Origin of the sequence: Methyloligella solikamskensis (genome assembly GCF_042676065.1) — a bacterium.
Lineage (GTDB): Bacteria > Pseudomonadota > Alphaproteobacteria > Rhizobiales > Methyloligellaceae > Methyloligella > Methyloligella solikamskensis.
The window spans coordinates 250,546-266,784 of the sequence record NZ_JBHTJO010000002.1 but is presented as its reverse complement, the minus strand read 5'-3'; the positions used below and the strand labels follow the sequence as shown (position 1 = coordinate 266,784).

Genomic DNA, 16,239 nt, shown 5'->3' with positions numbered 1-16,239 from the left:
TCGATGGGTGTTGCGGAAATCGGAAAACACGTGCCTCAGCCGATGGGGCCGAGGCTGGCGCGATCAATAGCGCACAGGACAGCGCAGCGGCAAATTTTCGAGCCTTACGGCTTCGGCACCGAGAGCGGGAGCGTCACGGTCAGGAAGCCCGCATCGCCTTCCAGGCGGTTCTTCACGTCGAACTCATGGAAGTATTTCAGGCTGGTCGAGACGGGGATCTCACCCAGATTGAAACTGAAATTGGCCACGGGTCCCAGCGCCGCAACACGGCCTTCGAAGGGGCCGAGGCGGGCGCCCGGACCACTGTCGCCTGAGACCTGATCGTAGAAATAGCCGTTGATGCCGATGCCGAAGGCCTTGGAGAAGTTCTGCACCACGGCGAACTCGTAGTGGAACTCGGTGCCCGTCTTATAGTCGGTCTCCGGGTTCTCCACGTTGAAGGTGAAGCCGGCGGCGCTGGAGATTTCCAGGCCGATCTCCGGATTGAGCCAGGTGAAGGCGCCGTTCACGTCGAAAGCCCAGCGGTTGAAGCCGATATTGGCAAGGTTGCCCCGCTTCCAATAGCCGATGGGCACGTTGACGAGGCCGCCGACGGTCCAGTGCCAGTTGCCCTCGTGCCAGCCGATATTCACGCCCGGCACGGGATCGCCGAAGCGGGTCTCCTCGTCCTGCTTGTCGGCGCGAAGGGTTAGATTGAGCTGTTGAAGCGGAACGGCAACGCCGGCTTCGGTGTCCTTCCAGCCGATGGGCGTCAGCACCAGGAAGGCGATATTGCCGCCAAGCACCTCGCCGGGGGCGACCCACATGGGCGTGACGAGATTGTAGTAGGCGTCGGCGTCCACGCCGCCTTCCAGCTCGAACCCCGCCGCGTTGAGGGTGAAGTTGGTGCTACCCGAATAATAGTAGTTGTAGTCGAGGAAATAGGTGCCGGGCGGCGGAAGATAGCCCGCCATGGTGGTCTTGGAGCCCAGCAGATAGATGCCGGTCGCGCCCTCGGCGGCTTGTGCTTTTTCAGGCGGCGTCGCCAGCCCTACCAGGGCGGCAAGCGCCAGGACCGGAGCCAGCCTGCTCCGCCAGGTTTTCGTGCATGCACTCTTGGAGCGCTCAATCTTGGAGCATCCAATCTCGCCCATTGCACTACCCCCCCCGTCGCTCCACCGGCATCTCCCGCCGGTCAGAACATAGGGGTGGAGAATAGCTCAGATGAGCAGAAGTCGGCGAGCTTTGCGTGATAGTCGTGCACGATTGGAGCGGCGGTGCGGCTTTTCGGCAAGCCTTACGACGGCGCTTACCACAAAACGGATTCCGCTTGTCCCAGGGCATTCGCTCTGTGCAATTATCGGCGGCAATAAACAGCGTTGCTTAGACGATTTTGCCTGGGATGAAACGTAGAGGATGGGGACCATGATAGAGAGCCCGACGCATAGTCTTGCAGTCCTCCTGGGCGCCGCCTTCATCCTTGCAACAACAGGCTCCTCCATCGCGCAAGACGCGCCGGCAAGCTCTGCGGATGACGCCGCGACCCAGGTGCAGGCAGGGACGCAGAACGAGCCCGCGCAAAGCAGCCAATCCTCGGACGATCAGCAATCCTCACAGCTTCTCGATGCGGCTCAGCTCGATCAGCTCGTGGCGCCGATCGCGCTCTACCCCGATCCGCTTCTCGCCCAGGTCCTGATCGCCTCCACCTATCCGCTCGAAGTGGTGCAAGCGGACCGCTGGCTTGAGAAGAACAAGGATCTGAAGGGCGAGGACCTCGACAAGGCTCTCAACGGCCAGGATTGGGACAACAGCATCAAGTCGCTCGTCGAGGTGCCCGATGTCCTGGATATGATGAACAAGGATCTCGACTGGACATCGAAGCTCGGCGACGCCGTGCTTGCCCAGCAGGCCGACGTCATGGACGCCGTGCAGCGCTTGCGGGCTATTGCAAAGAAGAACGGGAAGCTGACATCCAACGACCAGCAGACGGTGAAGGTGACGACACCGGATTCGGACACTGATCAGGCTCCGGCTTCCAGCTCCCAGGCGCCCTCAGCGGCGCCGGCGCCGTCCGGCGCACAGGCCGCGCCGCAGCAGGTCATCGTGATCGAGCCAACGAACCCTCAGACGATCTACGTGCCCTATTATCAGCCGTCGGTGGTCTATGGCGGCTGGCCCTATCCCGACTATCCGCCCTACTATTTCGCACCGCCGCCCGGCTACATCTTCGGCGGCGCGCTGGCGACCGGGCTGGCGTGGAGCGCAGGCTTTGCCATCGGCAACGCCATCTGGGGCGACGGCTTCGATTGGCATCACGACAACATCCACGTGAACGTGAACCAAAACTTCAATCGCAACGTCAACATCAACAAGAACGACGTCAACATCCAGAACTGGCAGCACGATTCGTATCACCGCCGCGGGGTGAACTACGACAACACGAATGTGCGCAATAAGGTCTCCCAGACCAACCTCACCAATACAAAGAACGATCTCCGCAATCGTGCCGACGGCGCCTCGGGCAATCTCGGGGACAAGCGCCCCAGCGTCGGTGATCTGGAGAACGAGCTGAAGAACAAGCCCGGTTCTGGAGATGGCGGACGGCTTAGCGGCAATGCCGGCCAGTTGGGCGACAAGAAGCCAGGCGGCGGCAACCTTGCGGACAAGAGGCCCAATCTCGCCAACAAGCCGGATCTCAAGAAACCGAATATCCAGAAGCCGGATATCAAGCGGCCAGATGTCAAAAGGCCGTCGGCCAACCGGCCCTCCGTCAACGCTTTCGACAGGGGTGACGGCGCGAGGGCGAGGGATTTCGCCGACCGCGGCAGGTCCAGTCTCGGCGGGCGCAGCGCCAGGGATATGTCCTTCAGAGGCGGACGCGTGGGTGGCGGGCATATGGGCGGCGGACGCCGGCGGTAATCGAGCAAGCGTGTCGGAGATCTAGCGATGTTAGAGGAGTTTCGTCTGATGCGGATTATGGGCGGTTGCCTCGCCGGTGCGCTGCTTTTGCTTGCCGGCACCGCGGCGAGTGCGCAGCAAGAATTCGATACGCCCGATGCGGCGGCCGAGGCTCTGGTCGCGGCCGCTAAGGAGAGCGACAAGAACAAGCTCCTCGAGATACTGGGGCCGGAGGGCGAGACGGTGATCGGCTCCGGCGACCCGGTCGCGGACAAGAATACGCGCGATGCGTTCGTCAGCGCCTACGAGGAAAAGCACAGCCTCCAGCAGGACGGCGAGGATACGGCCATCCTCATCCTCGGTGACGACGATTGGCCCTTCCCGATTCCGATTGTCTCGCAGGACGGCAAATGGGAGTTCGATACGGAAGCGGGCGAGGAAGAGATCCTGCTCCGGCGCATCGGGCGCAACGAGATGCGGGCGATCGAGTCGAGCCTCGCCTATGTCGGCGCCCAGAACGACTATGCCGCGCTCGATCTGGACGGCCGCAATCCTCCGGCTTACGCCCAGCGGATCGTGAGTGCCCAGGGCCGGAAAGACGGGCTCTATTGGCCAAACGCCGAGGGTGGGACGGAAAGCCCGCTCGGGACGCTGTTCGCCGAGGCCGGCGAAGAGGGCTATGCGATCGGCGGCACGCCGATGCCCTATCACGGCTACTATTATCGTATCCTGACGCAGCAAGGCCCCGACGCCCCGGGCGGGGCGTTCGACTACGTGGTGGATGGGCGGATGATCGGCGGCTTCGGTCTCATCGCCGTACCGGCCGCGTATGGGAACTCGGGCATCATGACCTTCATGGTCAATCACGACGGGGTCGTCTACGAGAAGGATCTCGGAGAGGACACCGAGGAACTTGCGAGCGAGATCGACAGCTTCGACCCCGATGAGAGCTGGACCAAGGTCGCGCCGCGGTAGCCTCTTTCTCACGGCGCGGGCCTGGCCCATGGCTGCGCACAAGACTTTGCTCATGAAAGACCGGCACATGACAGACCGGCCAAGCTCCAGGGACGAGAAGCGAACAGCGCCCTGGTGGCTGCCGTCCTATGCCGGGCTCTTTCTCGGCTTCCTCTTTTTCATTCTGACATTCACGCCTTCGCTGGTGCCGCGGCCACCGCTGTTCCAAGGACTCCTCGGGGGGCTGGCCTTCTTCATCGGCTATGCCATCGGTCATGGCGGCGTGGCGCTCTGGCGCTATCTCGAATTGCCGGAGCTGCCGCGGCCTTGGTGGCGCGCGGTGAATATCGTGTTGGCGCTCGCCTGCGCGGTTGCTGCCGTCGTCTACCTTCCGCAGGCCGCCGCCTGGCAGGACGAAGTCCGCGCCCGCCTGGACATGCCGCCGGCAGAGGCCGCCAGCCTCTTGCTGGTGCTCTGCACCGCGATCCTCGTCGCAATTCTTCTCATGCTGCTCCTGCGCGGCCTAATTGCAGGATTTCGCGCCGCATCGGCCCTCGTCTACCGGTGGATGCCGCGGAGGATCGCCGCGCTGCTGGGCGCCGCCATCTTCGCGGTGCTGCTGGTGACTCTGGTGAACGGCACGCTGATCAGTGCCACCATCACCGCCATCGACAAAGCGCAGGCGCTGACGGATGTGACGAGCCCGCCCGGCGCGATCCAGCCGACGGAAGTCACCCGGTCCGGCGGCCCCGGCTCGAAGATCGCCTGGCAAGATCTCGGCCGGGCTGGCAAGCGTTTCGTCACGGAAGGCCCCAGGAAGGCGGATATCGCAGCGTTCACCGGGCGTCCGGCGCAGGAGCCGATCCGGGTTTTTGCCGGGCTGCGCGCGGCGGATTCCCCGGAGGAGCAGGCCGAGCTGGCGCTCGCCGACCTGATCGCCATGGGCGCGTTCGACCGTTCGATCCTGGTGATCGCGACCCCGACGGGGACCGGCTGGGTGGACAATAACGGCATCGCGCCGCTGGAATATATGCATGACGGCGATGTCGCGACCGTCGCCGTGCAGTACTCCTATCTGCAAAGCCCGCTCTCGCTGATCCTCGAGCCCGGACGCTCACAGGAATCCGCGGCCGAAGTGTTTCGCGTGATCTATCGCTACTGGCAGAGCCTGCCGGAAGAGCGCCGGCCGAAGCTCTATCTGTTCGGCCTCAGCCTCGGCTCGCACGGCTCGGAAGCCTCACCGCCGATGTATGCCTGGCTCGGGGATGGGTTCGACGGCGCGGTCTGGTCGGGCCCGCCCTTTCGCAACCGCATGTGGCGCTCGATCCAGCGCGACCGGGAGGAGGACTCGCCAGCCTGGCGGCCGGTCTTCGAGGGCGGCGCGAACTTCCGCGTGATCGGTCACGGCGACAGCGCGCAAGACGCGCACAAAGATTGGGGACGGGTGCGGATCGTCTATATCGTCTATCCCAGCGACGCGATCGTCTTCTTCGAGGAGCGCATGCTTTATCGGCAGCCAGAATGGATGGCGCCGCCGCGGGGCGAGGATGTGTCACCGCTGCTGCAATGGTTCCCCATCGTCACCGCGCTGCAGGTCGGGATCGACATGATGTTCGCAGCGGAAGTGCCGCCGGGACATGGTCACGATATCGCGGCGGCGGATTACATCGAGGCGTGGACGGCCGTCAGCGCGCCAGAGGACTGGACCGGCGAAGATGCAAGCCGGCTTGCGGACAAGCTGCAGACCGAGGCCGCCAAGCACAGCAGTTCCTGGTAGGCCTGAGCGAAGGAAAATGGTGCCCAGAGGCGGCCTACAGACCGGCTGATCCATCGTCAGGTGTCGGGCGTACTTCTTCCAGAACGCAATAAGCCGGCGAGGGAGAATCATGCTTGGGCAACGGCACGTTGGTTTGGCTACGGCTGTATGGCTCGTCACTTTCGGACTCTTCACACTCGGATCTGCGATCGCTCAAAGCGGTCCGGATGTCTCGGGCACGTGGATGCGAGGTGACGGAAACGCGCATGTTCGCATCGCAGAATGCGGAGAATCGCTTTGTGCAACGAACGTCTGGATACGCGATACCAGTAAGGGCGAAGAGGTGGGCGACAAGCTCATCATGACTCTCCAACCCAAGTCCAACACGACGCTTGCCGGTCAAGCTTACGACCCGAAGCGCGGGCTGACGTTCTCGATGACCATCAAAACGGTCGGCAGCGGTTTGACGACGCGAGGTTGTGTCGTCGGAGGCATTATCTGCAAAAGCGAAAGCTGGTCTCCCGCTCGATAGCTTCCAGGCTCATCGGAGCTGCTCAAATTCGAGGCGAAACCACGAAGCCGAGGGCGAGCCATCCCGAAACTCGCCAATCCGCCCCCAATTTGGGTCAGCGCCGGAACCGACTCAGCGACGCGATTGCATATTTTCGTTGGGCCCGCGGGGACGAACTAATGCAGGCGCGCCACTGTGGATATGTTTGGCCTAAAGCCGTGCAGCCATTGGTAGAACGCGGCTCTAAGCGTTGGGGCTCTGCGGAAAGAAGTGGTGCCCAGGGGCGGATTTGAACCACCGACACGCGGATTTTCAGTCCGCTGCTCTACCAACTGAGCTACCTGGGCATCTGCTTCCGGGACTGGGTGCCCCGGGCGACTGCTTTTTCGTATCAGGCGCGAGTTAATTTCACCTGATCGAACGCCATAAAGGCCAAGCAGGAAGTGGGCTTATAGGCAATCCGGCCTTCGCTGTCGAGAGTCGGATACAGCCAATTGCCTACGGTTTTTCTTGCTCCATTGGTGCGTTCACATGCATGTCGGACGAGATCCGCCAAACACCGTCTCTGCGCTGCCAAAACATCGAGCCGGCGCCGTGGGTCTTGTACGGTGCCTGGCCTGGCGGCGCGATTTCCTGTTCCCAGGTCCAGATGAGCATCGCCTGATCCTTGCAGGGTGCTGTGGCCCGCTCGGTAATGTTCAGCGTGTTCCGCCCAGCGTCGAAATTGCCTTGATAAGCCTGGCGTATCGCGTCGCGGCCGGTAAATTTCTCACCGTCCGCGAGGAAGAGCACGGCCTTCTCCGAATAAAGCTCTGCGATCGCATCGGCGTCGCCATTGGCGAAAGCTTCCTCGAAGACTTCGTCGGCATCGGCCAATAGCTTCAAACCCTCCTCAGCCGAAGCCGGCGCCTGGCTCACGCCAAGGAAGATGAATCCAAGCACTCCCCACGTTCCAATTAAGCGTCGCATGGTCCCCTCCATCTTGCGCCACCTTGCGCGTTCGGCCTTCATTTTCCTGGCTTGTCCGGAAGAAGGCAAGGCGTAGGGGCTGTGAAGAGGATCAGCGGCTCGTGGGAAGCGCTCAGCGCCGGGGCACCTGCTGATACATATCGACGGCGATCTGCCAGCCATCCTCGCCCTTCAGCCAATAGAGCATGGAGCGGCCGCGGATGGTGACGGGCTCGCCCTTCTCCGGGGTGATCTTGCGTTCCCAGCTCCAGATCATCACGGCGCGTGAATCGCCGCCATCGACCTTCACATCGCGGAACGTCAGCTCGTTCTTGCCGGCGGAGAGCATGCGCTCGTTGAGGGCGCGGATCTGATCCCTCCCTGAGGCCACCTTGCCGTCGGGCAGGAGCAGCGTGGCCTTGGGTCCATAAACGTTTGCAATCGCCGCCGCATCGCCCTCTGCGGTGGCCTTCTTGAAGATCTCGACGGCGTCTTTCGGGTTCTTGAGGCCGTCCGCCGCGGCAAGCCCCGGCAGCAGCATCGCAAGGCCTGCCACCATCGCGGCGGCCATCCACGCTCTCAGCTCGGTCATCGACTGTTCCTCCCTCATCATCGCCGGAAGATTTGCCCCCGGTCGTTTTGAGAGAGCTTAGCGCGTCGAGAGGCCAAGCGTGCAACGGTGTTCTAGGTTTCCCCGTCTTCGTCGGTCGGGGCTTGTCCGGCAGGCTCGCCGGGGACCGCGTATCGGCCGGAGAGCCAGCGGTTCAGATCCACATCGGCGCAGCGCTTGGAGCAGAAGGGCCGGTAATCCTCGGCCGTCGGCTTGCCGCAGATCGGGCATTTGGGCTTCGCGCCCGCAGACTCCTTCGGCTTTCGCGTATTGCCGCCGGTCACGCGGTCTCCACTTCGACCCGGTTCAGCCAGAAATAGGTGACGGGGAAGTCCTCGCCGGCAAGCAGGTTCAGGGTCTCGTAGAGGGGCAGGCCGACGACGTTGGTGTAGGACCCGACGAGCTTCACCACGAAGCTTCCGGCCACGCCCTGCACGGCATAGCCGCCCGCCTTGCCACGCCATTGGCCGGTGGCGATATAGGCCTCGATCTCATGGCGGGTCAGACGTTTGAAGCGGACGCGCGTCTCCACGATGCGCTCGCGGATGCGGCCCGAAGGCGTGATCAGGCAGATGGCGCTATAGACTCGATGGGAGCGCCCCGAGAGCAGCTCCAGGCAGCGGGTCGCCTCGTGCTCCTTCTCCGCCTTGCCGAGGATGCGCTTGCCCACGGCCACGACCGTGTCGGCGGCCAGGATGAAGGAATTTTCGAATTCGGGTTCGGAGCGCAGCAGCTTGCGGATGGCTTCCGCCTTGCCGCGCGCCAGGCGTCGGCAAAGATGGCGGGGAGCTTCCCCTTTCTTGGCGCTCTCGTCGATATTGGCAGGGCGCAGCCCGTCGGGCGTGATGCCGGCCTGCTCCAAGAGACGCAGACGACGGGGCGAGGCGCTTGCCAACACCAGTTTCGGCCGATGGCCGCCGGTCTTGGATTTCGCCTTTGCGGGCTTGGCGGGCGCAGGCGCACCTGTCTTGTCGCGCGGCGCTTCTTGCGATGAAGCAGCCTCGCCCTTGGCGGCACCCCGGCCAGGCACCAGCCTATTTAAAGCGGTAAGTGATACGGCCTTTGGTGAGATCATATGGGGTCATCTCGACAAGAACTTTGTCGCCAGCAAGCACCCTAATGCGATTCTTGCGCATTCTTCCCGCCGTATGGGCGATGATCTCGTGTTCGTTCTCGAGTTTCACCCTGAAGGTGGCATTCGGGAGGAGTTCGGTGACCACTCCCGGAAATTCGAGCATTTCTTCCTTCGCCATAAATCTCCTTTCGTCTCGCACCGGCTGGCGGAGAATGGTCGCGCGGATGCGCAAAATCAAGGGCGATCACCGACTTGCCGGAAAATGAGCCGGCGAAAACGCCTGCGGCTGGACGACTCGCCCCTTGCGCCCCGCCTCTTGCAGCGCGCAGGGCCTTCATACTCCGTTGCGAAAGCTTCGCCTATCGTCTTCCAGTTGAATGCACAGCAGAAGAGGAGAAGCGGAGCCATGCTGTTCGTTTGCTACGTCACGATTGACCCGGAAAACCGGGACGAAAGCATCGAGAATTTCAAGAAGGGCGGCATCGCCGAGCCCGATGGCGTGAAGATGATCGGCGCGTGGATCGCCCTCACCCAGCAGGAAACCTGGTGCATCTTCGAGGCCGACGACGCCTCGGCAATCATGAGGCTGTTCCAGCCCTGGACCGATATCAACGTGCACCAGATCGCACCGGTGATGGATTTCTCCGAGCTGGCGGACTACGTCGGACGCTAGGCGCGGGGTCGCCTCCGGACGACTCAGCCTTTCCAGTGAAGGGCGCAGAGAAGCGTGAAGAGGCGGCGCGCGGTGGCGATATCGAGATTGATCTTGCCATCCAGCCGCTCCTTCAAAAGCTGGCTACCTTCGTCGTGCAGGCCTTTGCGGCCCATGTCGATGGCCTCGATGCGCGAAGCGGGCGCCGTCTTGATGGCCTCGAAATAGCTCTCGCAGACCAGGAAATAGTCCTTCACCAGCTTGCGGAACGGGGCCAAGGAGAGGCTGACCTCCTCGACCGGCTTGTGATTCTTGTCGCCGATATGGAACAGGAGCCGGTTCTCGGCGAGGGACAGGTGGAGCGTATACGGTCCGCCGGTATGGCCTTCCAGAACGAAGCTGTTGTCTTCCAGAAGATCGAAGATCGCCACCTCGCGCTCATGGGCGACGTCGGTGTTGTTGTGGCCGATGGAGGCCTGATCGAGGGTGACCTCGACCAGGCGCGACTGGCTCTGGGTCTGAGACTCGCTCATCGTCCGCCTCCGGCATTGCCGCGGATGGAGACCGAATAGCCGTGGGCGTCCAGGCCTTCAGCCTGGGCGAGCGTCACGGCGGCGGGGCCGAGCTTGGCGAGCGAATCCGAATTCATCTTCAGGAGCGAGGTGCGCTTCATGAAGTCGAGCACGCCAAGGCCCGATGCGAAGCGCGCACTGCGCGCCGTCGGCAGCACGTGGTTGGAGCCGCCGACATAATCGCCGATCACCTCAGGCGTGTAGCGGCCGAGGAAGATGGCGCCGGCATTGCGGATCTTGGCTGAAAGCTCTTCCGGGTCGGAGGTCGCGATCTCCAGATGCTCCGGCGCCAGACGGTCTACCAGGGCAGGCGCTTCGGCCAGATCGTCCACCAGAATGATGGCGCCGAAATCCTTCCAGCTCGCTTCCGCCGTGTCCTTGCGCGGCAGGTCGTTCAGCTGATGCTCCACCGCATCGCTCACGTCCTTGGCGAAGGCTTCGTCGTCGGTGATCAGAATGGATTGGGCCGCCGTATCGTGCTCGGCCTGGGCTAGAAGATCGGCCGCCACCCAAGCGGGATCGTTCTCGCCATCGGCGATCACCACGATTTCCGACGGTCCGGCCACCATATCGATGCCGACGGTACCGAAGACCTGACGCTTGGCGGCGGCGACATAAGCGTTGCCGGGGCCGACGATCTTCACCACCGGCGCGATCGTCTCCGTGCCATAGGCGAGGGCTGCGACCGCATGGGCCCCACCGATGCGATAGATCTCCGAGACGCCGGCAAGCTCGGCCGCGGCCAGCACCAGCGGGTTCAGGGCGCCGTCAGGGGTGGGCACCACCATGACGATGCGCTCAACGCCGGCGACCTTAGCCGGGACAGCGTTCATCAGAACCGAGCTCGGATAGCTCGCCGTGCCGCCCGGCACGTAGAGACCGGCGGATTCGACGGCCGTCCAGCGGCTGCCGAGCTCGACGCCGAGATCGTCGGTGTAGCTGTCGTCCTGGGGGCGCTGGCGCGCGTGATGGGAGGCGATGCGGTCATGGGCGAGCTTGAGAGCGTCCAGGGTCGCCGGATCGCATTCTTTCCGCGCCGCGGCGATCTCGTCCTCGGTGACCCGCAGGCCCTTCTCGCCGAGATCGACCCGGTCGAAACGCTTGGAGAGCGCGATCAGGGCCGCGTCACCTTCCTCGCGCACCTGAGCGATGATCTTGGCGACCGCGTCGTTCACGTCAGCAGAGGATTCGCGTTTTGTGGCGAGCAGATCCTTGAAGCGGGCATCGAAATCCGCCGCCGCGGTGGAGAGCCAGACGGCCATGGCTACATCTCCGCCTCAGGCTCGGAATCCGGGTGGCGTGGCTGGCTCTTGGTCTGCCAGACGGGGCCCAGGTCCCTCAGCTCCGCTTCGATGCATTCCGCCTCGAGCCGGATGGATTTGTTGCCCGAAAAGGTGAGATCGATGGTGCCGCTCGGCCCGTCCTCGGGCGTGAACTGTATCGCCAAGAGCGAGAGCACCTCGTCGGGCTGATCGGGCCGGAAGCCCTTCAGCTTGGCGTTGAACACCCGGTCGAAACGAAGGGCGGCGCGTCGCCGGCGCCGGGTCTTGGCCCTGCTCTGCACCGCAGCCACCCAGTCGAACCGGTTCAGCACGGCGGCAAAGCGGTTCTGGGACGGCAGATAGGCCAGATCGCCGACGCGCATCACGGCGTCCTGCAGATGCAGGGAGATGACTTCCAGATCGTCATCGTCGAGGGCGAGCAGCTTCAATGGGGTCATTGGCGCGAAATTCTCTTCTGGTCGCCTTTGTGTCGGTCGCCTTTTTACCGCGTGCCGTTCTAGCAAAGCTGCGGGAGAATGAAAGCGTGCCGCTTAGCCACGCCGGATCAGCTGCTGAGCCGCTCGATCTCCGCGCCGCATTGGCCGAGCTTCTCTTCGATGCGCTCGAAACCGCGGTCCAGGTGATAGACCCGGTTGATCACGGTCTCCCCTTCGGCGGCGAGCCCCGCGATCACCAGGGACACAGACGCCCTGAGGTCGGTGGCCATGACCTGGGCGCCGCGTAGGGACTTCACGCCGGTCACCACGGCCGTATCGCCTTTTAGATCGATATGGGCGCCGAGGCGGGCCAGTTCCTGCACATGCATGAAGCGGTTCTCGAAAATGGTCTCCCGCACGGTGGACGTGCCGTCCGCGAGGGACATCAGAGCGAGAAGCTGGGCCTGGAGATCGGTCGGGAAGCCTGGGAAGGGCTCGGTCTCTACGGAGGATGGGCCAACGCCGCTGCCGTTGCGGGCGACGCGGATGGCGTTCTCGCGCTCCTCGATCTCGACGCCGCTGTTGCGCAGCAGCTCCAGGGCGCTCTGCCACAGCTCGGGCCGCGCGCCTTCCAGCACCACATCGCCGCCGGTGGCCGCCACGGCCATGGCGTAGGTGCCAGTCTCGATACGGTCGGGCAGCACGGCGTGCTCGGCGCCATGCAGCTCGTCGACGCCCTGGATGTGGAGCGTGGAAGAGCCGATGCCTTCGATCTTGGCGCCCATCTTGTTGAGGCAGTCGGCGAGATCGCCGATCTCCGGTTCCCGGGCGGCGTTCTCGATCAGGGTCTCACCCTTGGCCAGGGTCGCGGCCATCAAAGTGTTGTGGGTGGCGCCGACGGAGACCTTCGGGAAGGCGATATGAGCGCCTTTCAGGCCGCCGGGGGCGCTTGCCAGCACATAGCCACCGTCCAGCTCGATCTCGGCGCCCAGCGCCTCAAGCGCCTGGAGATGGAGATCCACGGGACGCGTGCCGATGGCGCAGCCGCCGGGCAGCGAGACCTTGGCCTTGTGCATCCGAGCGATCAGCGGCCCCAGCACCCAGAAGCTCGCCCGCATGCGCGAGACCAGCTCGTAAGGCGCCGTGGTGTCGACGATCTCGGCCGCCCGCAGACGATAGGTCTGGCCGTGATCGCCATTGTCGCCGAGGCGCTTGCCGACCACCGTGAGGTCGACGCCGTGATTGCCGAGGATACGGGCGAGCTGGGCCACGTCGGCCAGATGCGGCACGTTCTTCAGGGTAAGCGTTTCAGACGTCAGCAGGCTCGCGATCATCAGCGGAAGCGCCGCGTTCTTGGCGCCCGAGATCGGAATGCTGCCGATGAGAGGATTGCCCCCAACGATTCGGATGCGGTCCATTCGTGTCCCTCAACGCCCAATCGAGAGGTGGCGGCTCAAGCGCGCCCGCCTCGACCGGCGTTCCAAGTCAATTGTCCCGTTTATCCCTCCGTGCATGCGCCTGCAAGCTTAGCCGCTATCGCAAAAAGGCGCAGCATGGACGGAGTTGAGCCGGATTATCGATCGGATTGTTGGCCGTTTTCCGGCGAATCGGGCTCCTGGCGGGCCTTTTCCTGAGCCTTCTTCTGGGCCTTGCGCCGGGCCAGATTGGCGCGCAGCTCGGCAGCCAGACGCTCCGCCCGGTCGTCCGTCTTTTTCGCCCCCGATTTGCCTGGCTTTGAGCCTTCTGCCCCGGACATTTGCTCTTTCGCCTCTCAATCCCGGAAATGCTGCGAGCCCGCGCTTGCGTGCGTCCGCTCCCTATGGCAGTTTCGCGCCGCTTTCGCCACTTGCTGACACTCCAGACAGCAGCCCGCGCGAAACGTCCTAGCCTAATCGCCGCCGTAGCTCAGTGGTAGAGCGCGTCATTGGTAATGACGAGGTCGAGTGTTCAATCCACTCCGGCGGCACCAGGCTTTCCTAAAAATCTTCCGATCAATTTTCGCGCGCGGCTACTCCCATAGCTTGCCGTTCCGGAACGTGTCGTCGTCGGCCCCGAGCTTCGGCGATGGGCGGTCGGCCGCCATGGGCTCGCCGTCGATCAGGATCGGGGAGCGCAAGCCCGGGATCGTCCCGCCTTTTGCCGTCTCGTCCGCCAGATCGATCCGAAGCTTGCGGTGGGCGACCTGGGGCTCGGCAAACACCTCTTCCAGATCGTTGATGGGGCCGGCGGGCACGCCTTCGGCCTGAAGCTTGTCGAGCAGGTCCTGCTTTGAGAACCCGCGCAGGAGCGCGGCGAGCCGCGGCACGAGGGTTTCGCGATTGTCGACCCGGGCGCGATTGGTGGCGAAGTCTGGATCGTCGGCGAGCTCCGGCGCGCCGATCACCGCGCAGAACCGCTTGAACTGGCCGTCATTGCCGACCGCCACGATCACGTGACCGTCTGAGACGGCGAAGGCCTGGTAGGGCACGATGTTGGGATGGGCGTTGCCGAGGCGGGCCGGCGGAGCGCCGTCGATGAAATAGTTCATGGCCTGGTTGGCCAGCACCGCCACCTGGCAATCGAGGAGCGACATGTCGATGGTGGCGCCCTCCCCCGTCTCGTCGCGCCGCCGGAGCGCGGCAAGAGCCGCGGTCGACGCGTAAAGTCCAGTGAAGATATCGGCGAAGGCGACACCCGACTTCATGGGCTCGCCCTCCGGCTCGCCAGTCAGGCTCATGATCCCGCCCATGCCCTGGATGAGAAAGTCGTAGCCGCCGCGGGCTGCATCCGGTCCGGTCTGGCCGAAGCCCGTGACGGAACAATAGATCAGCTTCGGATTGAGGGCGCGCAGGCTCTCCGCATCGAGACCGTATTTCGCAAGTCCGCCGACCTTGAAGTTCTCGATGAGGATGTCGGCCTTCGCGGCGAGACGGCGGATCTCGGCCTGGCCTTCCTCTTCACGGAAATCCACGGTGATGGAGCGCTTGCCGCGATTGGCGGCATGGAAGTAAGCGGCGGAGAGATCGCCACCGTCTTCCGCCGGCACGAAGGGCGGCCCCCAGCCGCGGGTATCGTCGCCTGCCGGGCTCTCGACCTTCACCACGTCGGCACCGAGATCGGCGAGGAGCTGGCCCATCCAGGGACCGGCAAGGATCCGCGCCAGCTCCAACACTTTCACTCCTTCAAGGGGGCGCATGATATTCCTCGCAGTTTCTCTTTCGATCGAACGGGGGCTAGCGCTTCCACAGTTCGGCCTTCCGCGCAAGACGGCCCTGTTCTATATCCTTATGGGAAGGCGCGTCGCCGCGGAGACTTCTCATGCGAGCCGGCGCTGCCACCCGAAATCCGATGCCATGGAGCCGACATGTCCACTTCCCCGCACCCTTCGTCCAACAGCGGCAGCGCTGGGGTCGAGACCATGAAGACGCGTTTCGACTGGGAAGATCCGTTCGACCTGGAGAGCCAGCTGACGGAGGACGAGCGGCTGGTGCGCGATACCGCCCATCGCTACGCGCAAGCCAAGCTCCTGCCCCGGGTCACCTCGGCCTATCTGGAAGAGCGCTTCGACCGGGAGATCATGAGCGAGATGGGCGAGCTCGGGCTCCTGGGCTGCACCATTCCGGAAGCCTATGGCGGCGCGGGCTTCGGCTATGTGGCCTACGGGCTTGCGGCGCGGGAAGTGGAGCGGGTGGATTCCGGCTACCGCTCCGCCATGAGCGTGCAGTCGTCGCTGGTGATGCATCCCATCTACGCCTATGGCGACGAGGCCCAGCGGCAGAAATATCTGCCGAAGCTTGCCACAGGCGAGTTGATCGGCTGCTTCGGCCTGACGGAGCCCGATGCGGGCTCGGACCCGGGCGGCATGCGGACCCGCGCCGAGAAGACCGACGGCGGCTACCGGCTGACGGGCAACAAGATCTGGATCACCAACTCGCCCATCGCCGATATCGCGATCGTCTGGGCGAAATCGGCCGCCCATGACGATGCCATCAAAGGCTTCATCGTGGAGCGCGGGGCCAAAGGCTTCTCGACCCCCAAGATCGGCGAGAAGCTCTCCTTGCGCGCCTCCATCACGGGCGAGATCGTGCTCGATGGTGTCGAGGTGCCCGACGAAAACCTTCTTGAGGGGGCCAGCGGGCTCAGCGGCCCGTTCGGCTGCCTGAACCGGGCGCGCTACGGCATCGGCTGGGGGACGCTGGGCGCGGCGGAAGCCTGCCTTGCGGCGGCCCGCCAGTACACCCTGGACCGGAGGCAGTTCGGCCGGCCGCTCGCCGCCACCCAGCTCATCCAGAAGAAGCTTGCCGACATGACGACGGAGATCGCCTTCGGCCTCCAGGGCTGCCTGCAGGCCGGGCGGCTGTTCGATCTCGGCCAGCTCGCGCCGGAGACGATCTCGATGATCAAGCGCAACAATTGCGCCAAGGCTCTGGAGATCGCGCGCGCCGCCCGAGACATGCATGGCGGCAACGGCATCTCGGCGGAATTCCACGTGATGCGCCATGCGGCCAATCTGGAAACGGTGAACACCTATGAGGGTACCAGCGACATCCATGCGCTGATCCTCGGCCGGGCGATCACGGGTCTGCAGGCCTTCTGCTAGGCGGAA

18 protein-coding genes and 2 tRNA genes are annotated in these 16,239 nt (G+C 63.9%); 7 read left to right on the top strand and 13 right to left on the bottom strand.

Annotated features, from left to right (window positions below; genetic code table 11):
* Positions 1 to 104 precede the first annotated feature (104 nt).
* The gene (locus tag ACFQ2F_RS14315) at positions 105 to 1,133 is read right to left on the bottom strand and encodes a SphA family protein (protein ID WP_379091196.1); all 1,029 of its coding nucleotides are present in this window, start codon (positions 1,131 to 1,133) and stop codon (positions 105 to 107) included.
* 271 nt (positions 1,134 to 1,404) lie between these two features.
* Between ACFQ2F_RS14315 and ACFQ2F_RS14310 the strand changes: the two genes are divergently transcribed.
* From ACFQ2F_RS14310 to ACFQ2F_RS14295, 4 genes are all read left to right on the top strand, one after another.
* Positions 1,405 to 2,898, top strand: coding sequence for a DUF3300 domain-containing protein (locus tag ACFQ2F_RS14310; RefSeq protein ID WP_379091194.1), 1,494 nt, complete (start codon positions 1,405 to 1,407; stop codon positions 2,896 to 2,898).
* A gap of 27 nt (positions 2,899 to 2,925) precedes the next feature.
* Positions 2,926 to 3,852, top strand: coding sequence for a DUF2950 domain-containing protein (locus ACFQ2F_RS14305; RefSeq protein ID WP_379091192.1), 927 nt, complete (start codon positions 2,926 to 2,928; stop codon positions 3,850 to 3,852).
* Positions 3,853 to 3,919: 67 nt separating this feature from the next.
* Positions 3,920 to 5,608: an alpha/beta hydrolase gene (locus tag ACFQ2F_RS14300; RefSeq protein ID WP_379091190.1), complete on the top strand. Its 1,689-nt coding sequence runs from the start codon at positions 3,920 to 3,922 to the stop codon at positions 5,606 to 5,608.
* A 109-nt stretch (positions 5,609 to 5,717) separates the two neighbouring features.
* Positions 5,718 to 6,119 carry a DUF2147 domain-containing protein gene (locus ACFQ2F_RS14295; RefSeq protein WP_379091188.1) on the top strand — a complete coding sequence of 134 codons (402 nt, stop codon included), beginning with the start codon at positions 5,718 to 5,720 and terminating at the stop codon, positions 6,117 to 6,119.
* Positions 6,120 to 6,369: 250 nt separating this feature from the next.
* Here ACFQ2F_RS14295 and ACFQ2F_RS14290 read toward each other — a convergent pair.
* From ACFQ2F_RS14290 to infA, 6 genes are all read right to left on the bottom strand, one after another.
* A tRNA-Phe gene (locus tag ACFQ2F_RS14290) sits at positions 6,370 to 6,445 on the bottom strand.
* A gap of 151 nt (positions 6,446 to 6,596) precedes the next feature.
* Positions 6,597 to 7,109 carry a YybH family protein gene (locus tag ACFQ2F_RS14285; RefSeq protein WP_379091186.1) on the bottom strand — a complete coding sequence of 171 codons (513 nt, stop codon included), beginning with the start codon at positions 7,107 to 7,109 and terminating at the stop codon, positions 6,597 to 6,599.
* Positions 7,110 to 7,179: 70 nt separating this feature from the next.
* Positions 7,180 to 7,638: a YybH family protein gene (locus ACFQ2F_RS14280; protein WP_379091184.1), complete on the bottom strand. Its 459-nt coding sequence runs from the start codon at positions 7,636 to 7,638 to the stop codon at positions 7,180 to 7,182.
* Between the two features lie 92 nt (positions 7,639 to 7,730).
* Positions 7,731 to 7,940 (bottom strand): DNA gyrase inhibitor YacG, encoded by a 210-nt coding sequence (yacG, locus tag ACFQ2F_RS14275; RefSeq protein ID WP_379091182.1) that lies wholly within the window; start codon positions 7,938 to 7,940, stop codon positions 7,731 to 7,733.
* A complete protein-coding gene (locus tag ACFQ2F_RS14270) occupies positions 7,937 to 8,686 on the bottom strand; it encodes a Maf-like protein (protein WP_379091180.1) in 750 nt (249 codons plus the stop codon). The genes yacG and ACFQ2F_RS14270 overlap by 4 nt, the downstream gene beginning before the upstream one ends.
* Positions 8,687 to 8,690: 4 nt before the next feature.
* On the bottom strand, positions 8,691 to 8,909 hold the full coding sequence (infA, locus tag ACFQ2F_RS14265; protein ID WP_045365920.1) for a translation initiation factor IF-1: 219 nt from the start codon (positions 8,907 to 8,909) through the stop codon (positions 8,691 to 8,693).
* Between the two features lie 228 nt (positions 8,910 to 9,137).
* Here infA and ACFQ2F_RS14260 point away from each other — a divergent pair, with 228 nt between their 5' ends.
* Positions 9,138 to 9,404, top strand: coding sequence for a DUF3303 domain-containing protein (locus tag ACFQ2F_RS14260; RefSeq protein WP_379091178.1), 267 nt, complete (start codon positions 9,138 to 9,140; stop codon positions 9,402 to 9,404).
* A 23-nt stretch (positions 9,405 to 9,427) separates the two neighbouring features.
* On the opposite strand, the gene ACFQ2F_RS14255 is transcribed toward ACFQ2F_RS14260, so the two are convergent.
* From ACFQ2F_RS14255 to ACFQ2F_RS14235, 5 genes are all read right to left on the bottom strand, one after another.
* A complete protein-coding gene (locus ACFQ2F_RS14255) occupies positions 9,428 to 9,916 on the bottom strand; it encodes a UPF0262 family protein (protein ID WP_379091176.1) in 489 nt (162 codons plus the stop codon).
* Entirely contained in the window at positions 9,913 to 11,217 is a 1,305-nt protein-coding gene (hisD, locus tag ACFQ2F_RS14250) for a histidinol dehydrogenase (RefSeq protein WP_379091174.1), read from the bottom strand. The genes ACFQ2F_RS14255 and hisD overlap by 4 nt, the downstream gene beginning before the upstream one ends.
* A gap of 2 nt (positions 11,218 to 11,219) precedes the next feature.
* On the bottom strand, positions 11,220 to 11,675 hold the full coding sequence (locus ACFQ2F_RS14245; RefSeq protein ID WP_379091172.1) for a DUF2948 family protein: 456 nt from the start codon (positions 11,673 to 11,675) through the stop codon (positions 11,220 to 11,222).
* Positions 11,676 to 11,782: 107 nt separating this feature from the next.
* Positions 11,783 to 13,072, bottom strand: coding sequence for a UDP-N-acetylglucosamine 1-carboxyvinyltransferase (murA, locus tag ACFQ2F_RS14240; RefSeq protein ID WP_379091170.1), 1,290 nt, complete (start codon positions 13,070 to 13,072; stop codon positions 11,783 to 11,785).
* 155 nt (positions 13,073 to 13,227) lie between these two features.
* Complete coding sequence (locus ACFQ2F_RS14235) at positions 13,228 to 13,410, bottom strand: hypothetical protein (protein WP_379091168.1); 183 nt, start codon at positions 13,408 to 13,410, stop codon at positions 13,228 to 13,230.
* A gap of 138 nt (positions 13,411 to 13,548) precedes the next feature.
* Between ACFQ2F_RS14235 and ACFQ2F_RS14230 the strand changes: the two genes are divergently transcribed.
* Positions 13,549 to 13,623, top strand: a tRNA-Thr gene (locus ACFQ2F_RS14230).
* A 39-nt stretch (positions 13,624 to 13,662) separates the two neighbouring features.
* On the opposite strand, the gene ACFQ2F_RS14225 is transcribed toward ACFQ2F_RS14230, so the two are convergent.
* The gene (locus tag ACFQ2F_RS14225) at positions 13,663 to 14,832 is read right to left on the bottom strand and encodes a CaiB/BaiF CoA transferase family protein (protein WP_379091581.1); all 1,170 of its coding nucleotides are present in this window, start codon (positions 14,830 to 14,832) and stop codon (positions 13,663 to 13,665) included.
* 219 nt (positions 14,833 to 15,051) lie between these two features.
* Here ACFQ2F_RS14225 and ACFQ2F_RS14220 point away from each other — a divergent pair, with 219 nt between their 5' ends.
* Positions 15,052 to 16,233, top strand: coding sequence for an acyl-CoA dehydrogenase (locus tag ACFQ2F_RS14220; protein ID WP_379091579.1), 1,182 nt, complete (start codon positions 15,052 to 15,054; stop codon positions 16,231 to 16,233).
* Positions 16,234 to 16,239: the final 6 nt, after the last annotated feature.

Bases quoted from the DNA above. Each gene is read 5' to 3' on its own strand.
- ACFQ2F_RS14315 (WP_379091196.1), bottom strand. From the start codon at position 1,133: ATGGGCGAGATTGGATGCTCCAAGATTGAGCGCTCCAAGAGTGCATGC.
- ACFQ2F_RS14310 (WP_379091194.1), top strand. From the start codon at position 1,405: ATGATAGAGAGCCCGACGCATAGTCTTGCAGTCCTCCTGGGCGCCGCC.
- ACFQ2F_RS14305 (WP_379091192.1), top strand. From the start codon at position 2,926: ATGTTAGAGGAGTTTCGTCTGATGCGGATTATGGGCGGTTGCCTCGCC.
- ACFQ2F_RS14300 (WP_379091190.1), top strand. From the start codon at position 3,920: ATGACAGACCGGCCAAGCTCCAGGGACGAGAAGCGAACAGCGCCCTGG.
- ACFQ2F_RS14295 (WP_379091188.1), top strand. From the start codon at position 5,718: ATGCTTGGGCAACGGCACGTTGGTTTGGCTACGGCTGTATGGCTCGTC.
- ACFQ2F_RS14285 (WP_379091186.1), bottom strand. From the start codon at position 7,109: ATGAAGGCCGAACGCGCAAGGTGGCGCAAGATGGAGGGGACCATGCGA.
- ACFQ2F_RS14280 (WP_379091184.1), bottom strand. From the start codon at position 7,638: ATGACCGAGCTGAGAGCGTGGATGGCCGCCGCGATGGTGGCAGGCCTT.
- infA (WP_045365920.1), bottom strand. From the start codon at position 8,909: ATGGCGAAGGAAGAAATGCTCGAATTTCCGGGAGTGGTCACCGAACTC.
- ACFQ2F_RS14260 (WP_379091178.1), top strand. From the start codon at position 9,138: ATGCTGTTCGTTTGCTACGTCACGATTGACCCGGAAAACCGGGACGAA.
- ACFQ2F_RS14255 (WP_379091176.1), bottom strand. From the start codon at position 9,916: ATGAGCGAGTCTCAGACCCAGAGCCAGTCGCGCCTGGTCGAGGTCACC.
- hisD (WP_379091174.1), bottom strand. From the start codon at position 11,217: ATGGCCGTCTGGCTCTCCACCGCGGCGGCGGATTTCGATGCCCGCTTC.
- ACFQ2F_RS14245 (WP_379091172.1), bottom strand. From the start codon at position 11,675: ATGACCCCATTGAAGCTGCTCGCCCTCGACGATGACGATCTGGAAGTC.
- murA (WP_379091170.1), bottom strand. From the start codon at position 13,072: ATGGACCGCATCCGAATCGTTGGGGGCAATCCTCTCATCGGCAGCATT.
- ACFQ2F_RS14235 (WP_379091168.1), bottom strand. From the start codon at position 13,410: ATGTCCGGGGCAGAAGGCTCAAAGCCAGGCAAATCGGGGGCGAAAAAG.
- ACFQ2F_RS14220 (WP_379091579.1), top strand. From the start codon at position 15,052: ATGAAGACGCGTTTCGACTGGGAAGATCCGTTCGACCTGGAGAGCCAG.